The organism is Bacteroides acidifaciens, assembly GCF_903181435.1.
Lineage (GTDB): Bacteria > Bacteroidota > Bacteroidia > Bacteroidales > Bacteroidaceae > Bacteroides.
Genome location: NZ_CAEUHO010000004.1, coordinates 971,777 through 989,204, shown reverse-complemented (window position 1 = coordinate 989,204; position 17,428 = coordinate 971,777). Strand labels below are relative to the sequence as shown.

Here is a 17,428-nt window from a genome sequence, read left to right as displayed (position 1 = left end):
TCTATCGTTCGGGATAGGCAATTCTCCGAAGTTCTCCATTAAAACATTTATAAAGTGAAGCAGTCGTTTGTCCCACCGCAACCATCAGCGGACTGCGCTTGCCTCCAATTATCACTTCCAACGTCGGAACAGTAAGCAGTCGAGCTTTCACCTCTTTCGTCAACTCCGCATTTTTTCCATATTCTTGTGTCAAACTAAACACTAATTTATCTACATAAGGACGATAAGGTTCCATTATATCATCCGCTAAACAATAAGCGTTGTAGCGATTATGATGATGGATACCCAAGGTAGGAAGCAATCCACTTATCACCAGCCCACGTGCCACCACTGCACGAAGAATGGCATATCCATAGTTTAACAGATTATTTGGGGGAATTCCTTCACGTTCCCGAGTGAAACCATCAACATCTGCGAATAAGGATTTCCAATAATATGCCGCAGCACGTGCTTCCAAATTGTCGGGGTCACCACTACGCACATTGGTAGCCCAAACACGCATACACTTTACTTCCTCATCCATACAATCTTTGAGTACCGATGCTTGATTGTTGATTTTCGTTTGAATAGTTTGCTGCCAAAGCTGTTTCTTCAAAGGAAGCGAAGCATCCAATTGTTTACGGAAACGCTCATTTTGCGTAGTATTTCCATAAAGAGGAAGCATTAGTCCGACTGGCATACTCTTGCTATCACAAGTGATTACGGAACAATTGTTCTCAAGCAAAGCCTCCAGCACACCGGAAGTGATAGTAATCTGTTTGTTATCCAACACGACAATTCCAATGTCCTCTATAGGTTTCGTTACTTCTGCCTGTTTTTTCAACGTTTCCGGCAAAGCTGTCGCTTTCTCTACATCAGGCAATTTGATGACTAGTTGTGCATTTCGTAACGATAGATAAACGGGATTTCCGAAATAAAGTGTTTTTTTAATCATGACTTATTCCTTTTAAAAGTTTGTCAAAGTCCGATTCATAATTCTGAAGCTGTCTAACATGGAACTTCTCATATTCTTGTTCTGCCAATGCCTTGGCAATCTCATGACTCACCCGTCCACAATGTTGTAACACAGCTTCTTCATTGAACTGCAAGAATGCATCCAACTTTTTCGCCCAATCTCTCATGTACATCACTTGTCCTTTTTTCGCTTGACGCTCCGCATAATCCAAATACATAGAAACAATGCGGTTTAGGTCATCCATTTCTTTCTCATTGAGATAGTTCTTTGCAATAGAAACATCCGGTTTGCGTATCATTCCGTTGGGTGCATTCTTCCACGTAGTCAGTCCCATATTAGGCTTATCAGCATCCACACGAGAAACAATAATTTCAGCTGCCGTTTGCCCGGAAATTGCCCAATGCAACTTATTCTGAACAGTTGCAAAGAATTTCTTGGTTACATCGCTACCCGCTTCATAGTCGGCACTGCATTGTGAATAAATATCGGTTATTTTCTGATAAAAGCGTCGTTCGCTGCTACGAATGTCACGAATGCGGGCTAACTGTTCTTCGAAATAATCCTTACCAAACAACGTTTGCGGATTCTTCAACCGCTCATCGTTCATAGCAAACCCCTTAATCAGATATTCTTTCAGCACACTGTTCGCCCAAATTCTAAATTGTGTGGCTTGAATGCTGTTAACACGGTAGCCTACAGATAAGATGGCATCGAGATTGTAAAACTCAATCCGTCTTGTGACCTGCCTTATACCTTCGGTTTGAACTTGTGCAATTTTTGCACAAGTTACCTCTTTTGATAATTCTCCGCTTTTATAGACATTCTTTAGATGTTTAGTCACTACGCTTCTGTCCACTCCAAACAACTGTGCTATCTTGTCTTGCGGCAGCCAAACCGTTTCATTAAAAATATAGATTTCGACTTTCACATCTCCATTGCTGTCTTTATAGAGGAAGAAATCAGATGGAATTGGTGTATTATTATCTTTGTTCATAAGTCATTCATTATATTAATATTCTCCCACCGACACTATCTGACCGATGTGATTAACACGAACTTTAACAATAGCGTCCAAGCCTTTTGAACTACGAAAATCTATCCAAGTAATACCTTTCAAAATAGAACTTGTATCCTTGATTGTTGTTTCTAAATGGTGTCTAAAGACATAATTCTTATGAGAGAATTTCTGCACCCTAAACAAATTAGGACTTATCACCCCATAATTCTCCGCATCAAGCAAATCAATCTCTTTTGGATTAAATCCAGTCTTTTCATTTGGAAAAACAAAATACTCGTTTTGTTTCATACTGAAAAGGAATTGCCAGCCTTCACTCGTTTTATAATCTTTGTCAATAATCGGCTGACCAAGATTTGCCCTTGTCACTGCTTCAAAGAAGCTAACTACAACCTCCTCCAGTTCATACTTGGGATTACCAGCCTCATCAATCACCAATTGCCCCCTCTTATCTATAACCGGTCTACGATAAACTGCCACATGATGATTATTGCCTGTATTAACAAAATCCACAGGAATATATCTACTATTCTCATCCAATATAGGTTTACCATCCTTATCCTTTTTCACATGCAATGACTGCGCATTACTGATTCCTGAAATTGTGACTCGCTTAATAGATATACCTTTCTCCTTATTCAACCAAATAGGATTTTCATCAAGATTGGAGAATGCTTTTTTTGCATCATTACCATACTCGTTTAATCTGTCAGTTAGTATTTTCCGAATGCCCACATCTATTATTTTATCAAGCTTCAAATCAGGAGAAATCTCTTTGCGTTTAGTATAAAACATTTCAAATGTAACAGTTTTCACTTTCTCAGGTACTTTTCTCGTTTGTTCCTTATCCAGCCAAACAGGCTGTTTATCCAGTGATTTTTTACCGGTAAATGCCTTCTTCGAATCATTATCATTTTCCTGCAACCGTTTTAACAATGCATCTCTGTAAACGGATTTACTTACAGTTGCAATTTTTTTCATATCAAACAATGCATTCACTTTTTCTTCTTTTGTCAAATATCGTCTGCAACTACCATGAATTGTCTCCTCATGTAACTGTCCACGTGGTGTCTGTTGCACCTTCTTGTTCACGCCCCCCCTTTTCTTCGTCTCATTAATATTATTCGTAGCGACTTTATTCTTCGCTTTAATTGAAACTAAAATATTTTCCAAATGTTTTTTGGCTTCCGTGCGAAACTCCCTCAATGGTATAGGCGCAATCGCCCTGCCATTTTGAAAATATTTGTTCTTTATTGCATACTCATTTGTATTAGGGTTCAGACTGGCATTTTTGTTATTAAAATACTGAATGAATACATCCTTTGTAAATGCTACCGTCAACGCATCCATCGCATGATGACGATGATCATTCCGTTTCGACCAATCCTTGATTCTACCTATTTGCCTTCCATCTCTATCTTCAAAATATTCAACCAGTCCTAATGCTTTATACTTTTCCCAATTCAATTCTTTCATCACATCAACCAATTGCCAATCTTCACGTAACTTGTCAGTTACTGAGCCACTTGTAGCAACCACACGACGAGAAATTTCATTCAACATGAACAAAGCCTTTTTGGCAATATATTGCGAATTACGTAGATCGCGTTCAATAAAACCGTCAGGAATATCCTGCTCAGTCATTTTCAGTTTATTGTATTTAGTTTTCGATATTTTCCCCGATTTAAACAAGTCTTCGATGTTATTTAAATAACGTTCTAAACTATTGTTAGTCCCGCTTTCACCAAATTTTTCTTTCACAAAATCATGTGCTGTTTTGTTTCCTTTTTCAATATTTACACTACGAGCTTCAAGTGTTTTATTTGAAAAACTATCATCGAAAAGCCGTGCTTGCGGAATGATATGTTCAATATCAAAATCTTTACTAAACAGTTTTTCTCGTGAAATATACGTATTGGAATAAAGCGTCTTATACCCACACGACTCCAACTCCTTGTAAAGTTTGTAACGCAGTATATCAGAACGGCTTACATTTGTCAAACCAAACTCATTTTGCAAAAGTGTCTTATACTCCTCATGTTCTTTGGTAGTTCGCGCAATGGATTTAGTCAGCTCTTCACGTTCCTTGGCATTTTTCTTCAACTCACGAGCAAGTTCTACACGTATTTCATCCGGTTTACCATAAGTGTCTATGATGGCATTGACTACATTCACCATCTGATTCAAGATTTTTTCTACCACAGGATTGCGTAAACTATTCTTAGGAAGAAGCATAAGTCTGTCTTTCAACACCTTGTTCATCAGTTCTTCCTTGGTTAATGACAATTTTGAATGCCTGTATCCGGCATACGCACAAGCCATATCATACCGATTGCCTTCTTTCAAATGCGGTAGAATCTTATGAATAGCCTTTGCGCTCAGACTACCATAATCATCTTGAAAAGTAACATTTGCCAATATAGTGGCGTATTCTTTTTCAAAGCCATATAGTTCTGTAATCTTTTGAACCAAACGACCGTTTCCTGTTGGCGTATTGTCTCCCTCAAAAGAATACAATAAATGCCAAAGTTTGTAATAAGATTGATTATCTAACTCTTCATTCGAATTGAAACCTAGAATGTCCGTATTCCAATTATGAAGATCAAAAACCGCTTTTACATGCTCAACAACCTTCTCAACCGGTTTCTTGAAGTCGATCGGTTCATGCCCGGACATCTCAATCATTTTACTGTATGCCTGAAACAACACATATCCCGTCTTATTGCCATCAATCGTTTTAAAATTCAAATCCAATTCTTGTGGATTATCAAACAACAAATTCAAAACATCCGACTTCGTCATCTTATCACGAACAAAAAGTTCTTGGGCAAGCAATTCTTTTTCTTCTTGATACAAATAACGCCGACCATTCAGTTCCTCGTCAAGTTCGTCAAAAAGACTAGGAGAATTGTCTATCTGTTTTCTTCGTTTGCTTTTCTTGCCGACAACGGTTACTTCTATATTGTTTAGTATCTGCCATATTTTAAACTCTTGAAATAAAGGAGAAGAACGGGATATCACCCGATTACCTACAGTTTTAATCTTTTTCTTACCATCTATCTCTACCTCTATCTGCCGACTTTCAAACTCGCAAAAACTGATTAATCCTTTCTGACTCTTCAATCTGCGCTGATAGAAAATGATAATATCACGGATTTCTTTTTTTAGTTCTTCTGTCAGTTCTTTATGATATTCAGCTTGTTTTTCCCAAAGCGTATTAAACTCATCCAAATAATCCTGACGATAGAACACCATATTTCGTAAACTCACATGGGGATTCTTATCCAGCATTTCCATTTGATATTGCCCGACAGTTTGTTTATTGAAGTACAACTCCTTACTCCTATCACTGATTGCGCCGAGATAACCGCTTGAGCTATTGATTTGGGTATTCATTTCTTGCAAAACAATAACCAATTGTTCCAACGACAACTTTTCCTTCAAACCATTTAGCCGCCATTGAAGATTCTCTTTTTTCGCTTCATCCCTTTTCCGTTTACTATAAATTCCTTCCAGCTTATGTTCTCTTTCCTGCTGTTCTGTTTTGCCTTGTTCTTCATTCCATTCTGTATAGATTTCCTTCCAAATGAAATATTTTTCACAAATAGTCCAGACAGCATCACGTTTTTTTCCTCTCAACTCTTCTTTTAACGCATCAGTAAGAATCTCCGGATAATATTCTTTTTGTTTTTCCCAAATTCCGTCAAATTCATTCTGCAAATCAGAACGATAAAAATCAGGCAAGAACTTCTTACCTTCATCAAGAAGTTGCAGGCATAGTTCACCAGGAGTAAGGTTGTTGTTATAAAGTTCACGAGCTATATCCATACCGTCAATCAACGTACCTTCTTCCGCCCCCTTTACTTTCCTGCTACTTTTATAACCACGTTTTTTATTAATCATTAGCAATACACGCGCAAACTCTTCCAACGAAATTTTCTCTGTTGCTGCCTTTGCCCTTAATCGATATGTCTCAAAAGTTGTTCGGTTACCATTTTCCGAAAGTATAGTGTCCTCTGTTATCAATTTGTGTTCTTTCAACACTTCCATTAAAGTTTCACGACGAAGTTTGTAGCGTTGCAAATTACGCCGCATACCTCTCTTGAGTGTTCTGTCTGCATTGGTCGTAATACTCTTTCCTTTCTCGAAGTTGGTCAATTCATCTACCGTCAGAGGATTTACTCTCACACCAAGCTTAACAATTGACGACCTTTCGTCTTTATTTTCCGCCTCGTCTACCAATGCCCAACCGATACTGTTAGTACCCAAATCCAATCCTAATATCCTTTTCATATTTGACCTGTTTTATTACAATTCCCCAAATATATTAATATTTTCCCATAAATAAACATTATAATAAAAATTATTCACTATCTTTGTATCACTAATTTGAAGCAAATCACAATAAGGATTATTCCGTTGTGAAAACATTTAGGATGGGGCATTTGCCTCGTCCTTTTTTGTGCCATTAATCGTCATGCTGCTATTTATTAAAAAGTTTTCCACAAGACTTCACCGTCTTTTCTACCAAATACCTATATCCTACCACCACTTTTGCCTGTAATCTGATATCGTTCGAAGCCGCTCCTACCATTATCTGAAAAGTACCCGGCTCCACTACTTCCCTCAAATTCCGGTCTATTATCATAAAATCACTTTCAGACAAAACGAACTTCACTTCCTTAACCTCTCCACACTTTAAATAAAAGCGTTCGAAGTGTTTCAACTGTTTCAGCGGCTGCACTACCGAAGCGTATTCATCTCTCAAATAAAGCTGGGATACTTCTTCGCCATCATATTTCCCGGTATTCTTGACTTTGAATGAAACTTCAAAAGAATGAGGGGATATGGCCGATACACACAAATCCGAGTATTCAAAAGTTGTATAACTCAGACCATATCCGAAAGGATAAAGCGGGGAAGCGGACAGTTCTACATAATCGTGGTTCTGCGGTGCTTTCTTGTTGTAATAAATGGGAATCTGCCCTACCGAACGGGGAACTGTCAGCGGTAATCTTCCTGCCGGATTATAATCTCCGAACAGGACATCAGCTATGGCATTTCCACCTTCTTGTCCCGGATAGTAAGCAGTCAACAATGCATCTGCATTTTCAGAAGCCCAAGTTTTATCTAAAGGGCGTCCTTCAATATATACAACAACCAACGGTTTCCCCGTAGCTTTCAATGCTTTGAGCAATTCTTGCTGTCTCCCCAACAAAGAAAGCGTTGCACGGTCAAATCCTTCACCACATTCCATATCACTGACTACTTTCTCATCGGTAATTGCCGCACCCGTCTCCTTATAACTGGTTTTGAAATCACGGGCACTGGAACCACCGACTACGGCAATAATGACTTCGGAGCGCTGAGCGACAGCAATAGCCTGTTCAATATCAGAAGCCAAAGTATCACGTATGGAACAGCCCTTCGCATATTCTACCTGAAATCGAGACAACTTATTCCTGATTCCATCCAATACGGTCTTAACATTCTTCTCTTCCTGAGGAGCGGTATAGTCTCCCAACATATTGTAACAATTGTCAGCATTAGGCCCTATTAATGCTACCTTGGAAATATTCTTATTTAACGGAAGCAGTGAACAATCGTTTTTCAACAGAGTGATTGAGGCTTGCGCTACCTTACGTGCCAAAGCAATATGCGCATCATTACGCACTTCTTTCTTCGCTTTTTCAGGGACGACATAAGGATTCTCAAATAATCCCATCTCAAACTTTAACCGGAGTACACGGGCGACAGATGCGTCAAGCACTGCATTACTGATACGACCGGTGTTTACAGCGTTCATTATATTCATATATGCATCACCTCCCAAGTCTACATCTACTCCGGCTGATAAAGCCATGATGGCAGCTTCCTCTATGGTTGATGCAACAAAATGGCTCTGATGAATACCTTCAATACTATACAAGTCCGAAACTACAAATCCCTTAAATTTCCAGTCATTCTTTAAAAGCACGGTCAACAAGCTGTGATTGGCAGTACAAGGAATACCATCCATCGAATTATAGGAAGTCATGACAGACAAGGCTCCGGCATCAATTGCCTGTCGGAAAGGGGGAAGAAAGTTCTCGTGCAACTCACGTATCCCTACAAAAGAGGGATTTCCGTTCTGTCCGCTCTCCGAGATTCCATAGGCCAGAAAATGCTTCAATGTAGCCAGTGTGCTGTATGGTTGGGATAGATTTCCACCACCCAGTCCTTCAACCATTGCTTTCCCTATCCTCCCAGTCAGCACAGGGTCTTCACCGAACGTTTCTTCTACACGCGACCAACGCGGATCACGGGTAAGGTCGAGCACGGGACCATAGCTGATATGCCCGCCCTGAAGTCGTATTTCTTTTCCTATCGCGTTCCCGACTTCATTTATCAATTGAGGTGACCAAGTGGCAGCCATTCCGATTCCCGTCGGAAAGACAGTAGCACCGATTGCCATATGACCGTGTGGAGCTTCTTCTGCCAAAAATATGGGGATTCCCAAACGGGTATTCTCCATTACATATTTCTGCAAGGCATTTCCAGCCTTAGCTGCCAATGCGGGATTCAGACCATTTTCGAGTGTTTTCTTTGTCCACGGGTCGGCACGGTAAGTTGCCCAAAGCATTCCGACATGACGTTCTTTCATCAGTTGCTTGAACCTGTCGGAAACGGTGACTGTTTCTCCTTTTATCTCATACATTTCCCAACCTAAGGGGCAGAGAAGCTGACCGACTTTCTCTTCGACGGTCATGCGGGAGAGTAAGTCTGCCACTCGTTGTTCGACCGGTAGTTGGGGATTTTTATAGGATTCTATCGGCAGTTGTGCAGAAACACAGGTTCCCACCATCAACAGTCCCAAAAACAATAGTAATCCACATATTCTATTTAGCATAAATAACCTCTATTTAACGTCAGTTCGATAGATGTCTGTGCTTTTCGCTTCTCCTCCTTCAGGAAGCCATGCGGGCGAACTTACATCGAACTGACGTTATTTATATTAATGACTTTATTTCTCGATTATAAAAAACATTTCAAATAAGAAACCTGCTATCATCCCGCAATGCCTTGTGGCAAAGCTTATCTGACAGCAGGTTCTATTTGAGTGAAAACAACCTCTATTTTACCCTATTTTAGAACGGACATTTCTGATTGTCGACATAAGTAACAGTACCACCCGGCACAGCATTATGTCCATGTCCAGTCATATCAAGCACCGTACCGTCATCTTGCGTTTCACCATCAAAACGCCAATAAGCGATTAGTCCTTCACTTGTGGGGTCTACATAGCAAACGCCATCCTCAATCTGGGCAGCCGTACGTGCCACATTCCATACACGACATTCACTGATGTAACCATCAAAGAAACGTGCATTACCTGCAGAACGACCAATAGAGAATGTGTCTTCCCATGTATGACCGTCATAAGCCATGCTCAAATTAATGGTTCCGCCATTCTTAGTTTCCACAAAGTGAATCTGCTCACCATCCAAATAAAGACGTAAATACTGACCGTCATATACGGCAGCAAAGTGCAACCAATGCCCTGTAGGAAATTCCTTTTCTACCCATGACTCATAATGGTCTTTCTTATCAGGATGCGATGCCGCACCAATTGACCCTTTCACGAACTGCAATTTATTAACAGGATTACCGGCACCATCACCAAAACGGAAAAGGAAATTCTCTTCACATCCACATAATGAACTAATCCCACTGGCACTCCTTTCCTGACCAACCGGGAAGGATACAGGAAGTACCTTCATCTCCAATGTCATCTGTCCGAGTGCTTTCACCGGACTGTTCTCCTGATTACCGAACGAAGGAATATTAAAGTATCCCCGACGTGCCAAGTAAGCAGCCTTGATATTGATAACCTTAGTCAACATAACATAAGCGGTACGGGAAGTTTCCATCACTTTCAGATCGCTATTTGACACAGAAGTAATAGATACAGGAAGGCAATAGGATACACCCTCCTGTAATTTCTCGGAATCAGCAGTCACCTTGATTTGCGTAGACTGGTTTTGCCCTGCTGGAATCACCACTTCACCACCTTCAAAACTATAACTACCTTCGGGAGGCATTTGGCAGTTACGACCGGTAGAGGCATTAAAAGACTCAAGTAGCTGAGGAGCCACCTGTACACCAACTTTCACATCAGTGTCCATCTTATCGGTTGAAGTTACGGTTAAGCCTAATGTAGACTGCCCCTCAACGAGAAATTTCACATTTGAAGAAGTCAACGTGCCAGTCATATAGACAGCATCGCTGTAATCAGGTTCAGTCTTGCAACCTGACACACAAAGTAACAAGGCAAATAAAGATAAGAGCGTATATTTCTTCATAACTTCAATTATTATTTAGCATAAACATTAAATACACCACATTCCAAAGATGCACCATACCAACCACCAGCATTCGGAACAGTTATTCGAATATATCGAGCAGTCAACGGAGCATAGAAAACACAATCTTCGGCATCACTTTCAATTTCCCCTTGTGCTTTCCAATCCGTACCATTATCACTTGTGCTGACAGTCATACCGGCAGAAAACGAACCACTATCACCATAATAACTGGAGCTCATCATCCGAATACCATCAAAAGAATAAGGTTTCCCCATGTCAACATCCAACCAAAGGTCGCCCGAACTATTGGAAATATAACAATAAGTCTCACCATTTCCATCAAAGATCGATTCTATCGGATCATACCAAGACTGAACAGTCCCATTGGTGGTAGCAGTCCATCCTGTTTGGTCTGCCACTAATGTGCCAGTACCAGTATATTGAGTAGCTTCATGATTCATATTATCCTCGGTCACAGTAATAGTCAAGAAAGAAGGCGCCAGCATATTAGTGCTCAACTGCGAATTAGCACCTTCTGCCGAAACAATACGCAAAGGAACAATATATCCTTTTTCACTCTTAAGAGTAGAGAGAACATTCGCGTCATCAGTCAATTTTAGATGTACAGCGTCTGCCACCACCATTTCTCCTGCAGGAATAGTCATTTCTGCATTTTCCAGCATAACAGCTTCAACAGGCAAAGCTTCAAACTCGGTGTCATGTTCTTCATTATAAGCCTCAATCAAGGAGTTATCAACCGCTACCGTTACTCTAATGTCTCCACTCGCTTTCTTTGAACATCTCGCCTCCCATGTGAAATCGACATTACTGACTGTACTGATGGGAGTCTGTACTATCTTATACTCCTTGGAATTATCCAAAATGTACACTCTATTATACGGATCTCCATAGACATCGTAAGTCTCATCATCGCCACAAGCAGTAAAACCGAGCACACAGATGGCGAACATACCTATATAAAACAGATTTTTTCTATTTTTCATTGTCATCTTTCATTAAAAAGTTAATTAATGGATAGCCGGATTCTGTATTTGGATACATTGACGGAACCGATAGTAAGGTTCAGGATTGTATTCGTGCACATTATAGTCACGGTGGATAAAGAATGCTCCAAAACCTCCTTTGCGTTTACCGTTCGCAGGTTTATAACGTGCCTGATTGTACATAGACTGCATATCACCTTGCCAACCGTCACCCATATTGCAGCAGTATACCACCTTTTCATCAGGCCATCCACCAGCGCCAGTTCCACCACCATACGCCTGAAGGAAACAATAATTACTATATGGAACAAGACTTGCCATGCCGGTAGATGTCTGGTCAATATTCAGCATCTTGTCACAAATGCCTTCTTGCGAAGCTATTTCTTTACCATAACGCTCTTCAATAAGTTGTAGACGTTCTTCTTTAGTGATATCCGGATTCGGCCCCATATATTTAGCCATATGCTTGTAGAAGTGTTCAAAATTTGAACCACTCAAAAAGTCACCTTCAGGTTCATAGTCGGCATCGAAGCCGTCAAGGTCATTCAGGAACACCTGGTCAAGGAAATATTCAGCATACATTTCAAAGGAACGATTAAGCGCTGCGGTTCGTTCATCACCATTTGGCATTGCCTTTGCTTCATTGTAAGCCTTCTTAAAATCGTGTTCGTCAGTTTCCGCATCAATACGTGTAATTGCCACACAGAGCATTTTGGTGCCTTTCACTTTCTGCACAAAACGAATTTCTTCCCATATCTCAGTATTTTCCTTTGCAGGGATACCACCCCACATAGAACAAATATCGAGACTGTCGGGCAATCCCATAAATCGAACAGCCGCTGAGTTTTGAGCTCCATACTGCGCAAACCATCCAAAAGCTATTTCATGGTCACTTGCTTTGTAATCGCGCAGGTTTTGGTAGTACTGGTCGTCGTAAGTCAACGGTCGCTGAATGGTCAACGATTCGATGTCCGTGTTACACGCAGCCATCAGGCTGCCTGTGGCTAGCACGACCAATAAGTATTTCATTGTTTTCATATTCTAATTACTTAGTTAGATTGTTCTACATTATATATCTGATTACCTTTTTACATCCCACCAAAGACGTGTACCGGCAATATCCGTACCTTTCAACAGGGAAACAGCGGCTTGTGTGTTCTCACCATTGTCTGAATATTCCTTTGTAGGGAACTTCAAACGACTGATGAGTTCTCCAGTGGCAACTTCTCCACCGGAAGCGTTTGTACTGATAGTCACAATACCGGGATAGCCGGTACGCCGCATCTCACTCCATGCTTCCTGTCCGTCCGGGAAAAGGGCAATCCATTTCTGCACCATAATGCGCTCGAGTTTCTTATCATCAGAAACCGATTCATCCCATTTCACTGTCAAATTAGAAACCATACGACTCACATCTGTATTACGTCCGTTTGTCGGATCAACGAATGAAGTTGATGGTACATTTACATCATTATCAAGATAATTCTCCGCACCGGAAGCACCTTTGGAAGAAAAAGAGGTCTTCACACCTTCTTCGTAATATTCCTTCACAGTCTTATCCCCTAGGTTCAAACGCAGTTTAGCTTCAGCCAAAAGGAAATATGTTTCAGCCGCATCCATCCACAGGATAGAAGTAGCCTGTCCTACGTTCATGCTAGACGCCACTTCAGATAATGTGCCCTGACTACGGCTGGTTTGTCCGTTACGGACTCCGTGATATTCGCCATCTTTCTTAGCAACTTTGAAGTAAGAGGACAAACGTGGGTCCTGTAAGCCTTTCAAATAGCAATCCATAGTAGCGCTCATACGAAAATCATTGAAACTTTCATATGCTTCCCACCATTCATTGATGAAAGAGAACGATACAGACTGTTTCAGAACTGCATTATCACCAGCGGAAGTCATCAACCCAATAGTATGGTCTATTGCAGCTTTAGCTTCCGTCTCAGCTTTGGTCTGGTCCACATAAGAAATACGCATTGCCAGGCGAAGGCGGAGAGAATTGGCGAACTTAATCCAATTCCCCACATTACCATTATAAATATAGTCATAGTCTTCCAAGTAAGGTTCGGAAGTACGACTGTTGTAATCGGTGAGCACCTCAATGGCATTGTCCAATTCTTCAAAGAAACGATAATACACATCTTTTTGGCTATCATAGGCCACTTGAATACCGGTACCAAATTTTGAATAAGGGATAGGACCATACTTGTCCGTAATACGACTCATACCGAATACCTTGACAATAGTGGCCATAGCACGTGCGGGTGATGTTTCACTGGTACAGTCCACAACTTTCCGCCATGGCTGCATCACCTCTGTGTAAGCGGTGCTAAACGGAGAATTATACCACTGCGGATAGAGTTTGTAACAATCGTTGTCTTGCTCTCCGGCATAGTTCCATGTCTTAATAGGAGCACAATAACTGGCAAAAATATCACCGGTCAGCATCTGGGTCTCCTCAAACAAACCACCCTTATCTTTACCTACTACGAACACCCCTCTTTCCATCTGCGTAAAGTAGGCTCCTGTCAAGAGATTATCACGTTCCATTTGCTCGGGAGTCACTTCATTCGGATTGATATTCCAACTTTCATAATGGTCGGTACAAGCGGTAAACAACAAGCCTCCGGCAAGCAACACACCATTGAACACTTTCATGCATTTTAATATATGTTTCATCTTATCGATTCTTTAGAAATTGAGTTTAACAGAGAAACCTAAATTGCGCAAGCTCGGCAACATAAAGTAGTCCATTCCGCTGAAATGCGTGCCTGTACTTGCCGTCAGTTCCGGGTCGAAAGGAGCTTTGCAATAGAACATAAGCAGGTTACGTCCCGTGAAGGATACATTCATACCTTGTATCCAAGGAACCCACTTCTGAACAGGGATATTATAACCGAGAGATAACTCTGCAAGACGGACATTCGTAGCATTATAAACATACATCGAGCCTACACCGCTTCCCACAGTGCTATAATACTTTTGCACAGCAGGTACTTTATAACCATCAATCAACACATATCCCAAGTCACGGGCTTCAGCGGTAGCTGTGGATACGCCGTAAGCATCCATCATCGCTTGTGTCTGTGAAACAACGATACCGCCAATACGTGCATTAATCAGACAGCTCAAGGTCAGTCCCTTCCATGAGAATGAGTTGCGCCATCCCATCATGTACTTGGCTTGCGAGTTACCGGCATAAATCCATCCGTCATTGCGTTCGCCAGCCTTGTTATCTATAGCTACTGTATTGTTCACATAGTCTACGTCGATATATCCATGAGAGTCGGTACGAAGTGCGGTCACGTACAGATCGCCAATAGAACCACCTTCAAAGAGACGTGAATTCACAATTTCCAATCCACCCAAATCCATCATATCCTGGCTGACCACCTCACCACTCGATAAAGTAGTCGGTTTCAACAGTTTTTTAATCTTATTGCGGTTGATTGTATAAGTAAACGTAGAGTTCCACTGTACCGGTCCGAGCGGCTGGTTTAATGTCAGGCTTGCTTCGATACCTTTGTTATCCACTTGTCCGCCATTGATATAAATAGAAGAATAACCGGAAGAAGCGGAAATTGACGGATTGAACAACTGGTTGTAGGTAGACGTCTTATAGAGAGAAACGTTCAGTTCCAACTTATCATTCCAAAGATGAGACTGCAGTCCGACTTCCCAAGCTTTGGTACGTTCCGGTTTGATATCCGTATTGGGATATGTGGTAGTCGTGACGGGAGAAGCCGACTCGTATGGATAAGTCTGATAAGCGATGTAGCGTGTAGGAGCATTACCCACCTCACTGTATGAGCCGCGTACCTTCAAGAAGGTAAGTACATTGTTCTTGATAGGTAGTAACTCCGTCAAGATAGCAGAAACACCCACTGAAGGATAAGCGACTGACTTCGTATCGGTCCATGCCAAAGCAGACGACCAGTCGACACGCCCCGTTACGTCCAAATAGAGTTTGCTCTTCCAGCCCAGTTGTGCTGTAGCGAAGATGGATTGCGTCTGATCGTGATAGCCATCCTGCTGGAATTTTACGGCAGACTGCATCAGGTTGAGCATTGTAAATCCGTCTGCCACAGAATTCAAGCTACCTCCCACATCATAATACTGGTAGTTGATATCCTGAATACTGGTACCTAGTGTAGCGGTCAGTGAGAAGTCACCGAAATATTTGTCGATATTCAGCATCACATCGCCATAAAGTTGACGAGTGGATGCATCACCTTTATAATATCCTCCAAATTTCTGGCAGAAAATATTATCGGTAGATGCAGCATATTTCTTTTCGTACAGAGCCGATGTATAATCCATCTTGGCACGTGCACCTAATGTAATGCCTTTCATGATTTCGAAACTCAAACCTCCACTCATGAGGAAACGGTTCTTGTGATTGATAAAATTGTCGCGGTTGACAATCCAATAGGGGTTCTGCATGGCAATACCTTGATTACCCCAAGGCCAGTATTGTGTTTTGAAGTTACGGGCTTCGTTGTACATTTCAAACTGCTGAAGCATTTCCAAACTATAGCTCGGCGACATCAGATAGATAGGAACAATCGGATTGAAATACTGTCCCTGTGACACCATGTTCTGTTCACGCACATTCATATAGCTTGCGCTTAGGTCGAGACGCAGACGATCATTGAGCATGCTAGTCGTATTACGGATAGTGAAGTTGTAGCGATCCAACGTATTGTTCGGAACAATACCTGCCGCATTGGTAGCAGCCATAGAAAGGAATATCTGGTTCTTCTCATTACCATTACTGATGGTCAAAGAGTTGGTTTCGTTCCATCCAGTCTGATAGAAGTCCAACGGATCGTAACTGCTGGCTTGTCCCAATTTCTGTCCCCAGCTTCTTATTTCTCCCGTAGTCGCACCATAAGTGTTTTGAAATTCCGGAGTTACAAACGGATTGAAGAAGGAGGTATTATTGGCATAGTTGACACGAAGCTTATCTTTCGTTCCTTTCTTTGTGGTAATCATGATAACACCGTTGGCGGCATCACTACCATAGAGTGCGGAAGCGGCAGCGCCACTCAACACAGACATAGTTTCAATATCTTCGGGGTTAATCATGGAAGCGCCATCACCGGATTGGCCCATACCGGTCATAAAGTCGTCCGGTTGTGTTGTTTCCAACGAAGGCATCGGAATACCATCGATTACATACAGGGCGTTATTATTTCCGGAAAGAGATTTCGCACCACGCATCACCACCTTAGCTCCACCACCGATACCAGATGAGCTGGAATTGATGACAACACCTGCTATCTTACCGGACAAGCTATTTACGAAATTGGCATCTTTGACACCGACAATTTCACTGGCAGAAACTTCTTGGACATTATAAGACAGTGCTTTCGCCTCTTTACGGATACCGAGAGCAGTAACCACCACTTCATTCAACACTTGCGAATCATCTTCCAAGGTGACATTCAATACCGGACCGGAGACAGGTAATTCCTTTTTCTGATAACCCACATACGAGAATAATAATACCGGGCTGGCAGTTTGTGGAGTCAATGTATAGTTTCCGTCAAGATCGGTCACTGTTCCGTTAGTGGTTCCTTTCTCCATAATAGAGACCCCAATCAGCGGTTCGCCATTCTTGTCTTTTACCGTACCTGCAACAGGTTTTGTTTTTTGTTGGGTTACTTTCGTTTCTTTAGCCGTCAGTACAATCTTATTATCCAATATTTTATATTCGACATTTGTACCTGCAAAGACCTGTTCCAACACCTGAAAAATATTCTTCTCGGAAGCAGAAACCGATACCCGGCGATTAAGGTTAAGATTCTTGCTATTTATAAAAAAGCTGAATCCAGATTCACGTTCAATCTTGTGCAGCACTTCTTCTACAGTACAATCGTTAACCCGTAAAGTGATAGAAGTTTTTTGCGCATATCCATCTGATGCATACGCTAGTCCGGCTGAACAAATTAGGAGTATAAATAGTAATTTCATAGCCAATGATATTTCCTTTAAGGTTCGTCTAAGAGACTTTAATCCTCCAAGAAATTGGACGATACAATAATTTTGCATAAATTTGTAACGAGTTTAATTAGAAAATTGGTAGTTATACTTGTCGGGAAAC

Annotated in this window: 9 protein-coding genes; all 9 read right to left on the bottom strand. The window is 41.3% G+C overall.

Features of this window, described 5'->3' with window-relative positions:
• Nucleotide 1: 1 nt before the first annotated feature.
• The 9 genes from cas1 to CLIN57ABFB40_RS15770 all read right to left on the bottom strand — a co-directional run bounded on the left by cas1 (nt 2) and on the right by CLIN57ABFB40_RS15770 (nt 17,376).
• A complete protein-coding gene (gene cas1 / locus CLIN57ABFB40_RS15810; protein WP_175630971.1) occupies nt 2-934 on the bottom strand; it encodes a type II CRISPR-associated endonuclease Cas1 in 933 nt (310 codons plus the stop codon).
• A complete protein-coding gene (locus CLIN57ABFB40_RS15805) occupies nt 927-1,949 on the bottom strand; it encodes a virulence RhuM family protein (protein WP_175630970.1) in 1,023 nt (340 codons plus the stop codon). Before CLIN57ABFB40_RS15805 ends, cas1 begins: the two co-directional genes overlap by 8 nt.
• 15 nt (nt 1,950-1,964) lie before the next feature.
• Nucleotides 1,965-6,263, bottom strand: coding sequence for a type II CRISPR RNA-guided endonuclease Cas9 (gene cas9, locus CLIN57ABFB40_RS15800; protein WP_175630969.1), 4,299 nt, complete (start codon nt 6,261-6,263; stop codon nt 1,965-1,967).
• 190 nt (nt 6,264-6,453) lie between these two features.
• Nucleotides 6,454-8,859 carry a glycoside hydrolase family 3 N-terminal domain-containing protein gene (locus tag CLIN57ABFB40_RS15795; protein WP_175630968.1) on the bottom strand — a complete coding sequence of 802 codons (2,406 nt, stop codon included), beginning with the start codon at nt 8,857-8,859 and terminating at the stop codon, nt 6,454-6,456.
• A 238-nt stretch (nt 8,860-9,097) separates the two neighbouring features.
• Nucleotides 9,098-10,312 (bottom strand): DUF1735 and LamG domain-containing protein, encoded by a 1,215-nt coding sequence (locus CLIN57ABFB40_RS15790; protein ID WP_175630967.1) that lies wholly within the window; start codon nt 10,310-10,312, stop codon nt 9,098-9,100.
• Nucleotides 10,313-10,323: 11 nt separating this feature from the next.
• The gene (locus tag CLIN57ABFB40_RS15785) at nt 10,324-11,319 is read right to left on the bottom strand and encodes a BT_3987 domain-containing protein (protein ID WP_175630966.1); all 996 of its coding nucleotides are present in this window, start codon (nt 11,317-11,319) and stop codon (nt 10,324-10,326) included.
• 24 nt (nt 11,320-11,343) lie between these two features.
• Nucleotides 11,344-12,357 (bottom strand): glycoside hydrolase family 18, encoded by a 1,014-nt coding sequence (locus CLIN57ABFB40_RS15780; RefSeq protein ID WP_175630965.1) that lies wholly within the window; start codon nt 12,355-12,357, stop codon nt 11,344-11,346.
• A gap of 42 nt (nt 12,358-12,399) precedes the next feature.
• Nucleotides 12,400-14,001: a SusD/RagB family nutrient-binding outer membrane lipoprotein gene (locus tag CLIN57ABFB40_RS15775; RefSeq protein ID WP_175630964.1), complete on the bottom strand. Its 1,602-nt coding sequence runs from the start codon at nt 13,999-14,001 to the stop codon at nt 12,400-12,402.
• A gap of 12 nt (nt 14,002-14,013) precedes the next feature.
• Nucleotides 14,014-17,376, bottom strand: coding sequence for a SusC/RagA family TonB-linked outer membrane protein (locus CLIN57ABFB40_RS15770; protein ID WP_175630963.1), 3,363 nt, complete (start codon nt 17,374-17,376; stop codon nt 14,014-14,016).
• Between the last annotated feature and the right edge of the window lie 52 nt (nt 17,377-17,428).

Excerpts from the sequence above, each read along its gene's own strand:
- CLIN57ABFB40_RS15795 (WP_175630968.1), bottom strand. The coding sequence starts at position 8,859 with ATGCTAAATAGAATATGTGGATTACTATTGTTTTTGGGACTGTTGATG.
- CLIN57ABFB40_RS15775 (WP_175630964.1), bottom strand. The coding sequence starts at position 14,001 with ATGAAACATATATTAAAATGCATGAAAGTGTTCAATGGTGTGTTGCTT.
- CLIN57ABFB40_RS15790 (WP_175630967.1), bottom strand. The coding sequence starts at position 10,312 with ATGAAGAAATATACGCTCTTATCTTTATTTGCCTTGTTACTTTGTGTG.
- cas9 (WP_175630969.1), bottom strand. The coding sequence starts at position 6,263 with ATGAAAAGGATATTAGGATTGGATTTGGGTACTAACAGTATCGGTTGG.
- cas1 (WP_175630971.1), bottom strand. The coding sequence starts at position 934 with ATGATTAAAAAAACACTTTATTTCGGAAATCCCGTTTATCTATCGTTA.
- CLIN57ABFB40_RS15785 (WP_175630966.1), bottom strand. The coding sequence starts at position 11,319 with ATGAAAAATAGAAAAAATCTGTTTTATATAGGTATGTTCGCCATCTGT.
- CLIN57ABFB40_RS15780 (WP_175630965.1), bottom strand. The coding sequence starts at position 12,357 with ATGAAAACAATGAAATACTTATTGGTCGTGCTAGCCACAGGCAGCCTG.
- CLIN57ABFB40_RS15805 (WP_175630970.1), bottom strand. The coding sequence starts at position 1,949 with ATGAACAAAGATAATAATACACCAATTCCATCTGATTTCTTCCTCTAT.
- CLIN57ABFB40_RS15770 (WP_175630963.1), bottom strand. The coding sequence starts at position 17,376 with ATGCAAAATTATTGTATCGTCCAATTTCTTGGAGGATTAAAGTCTCTT.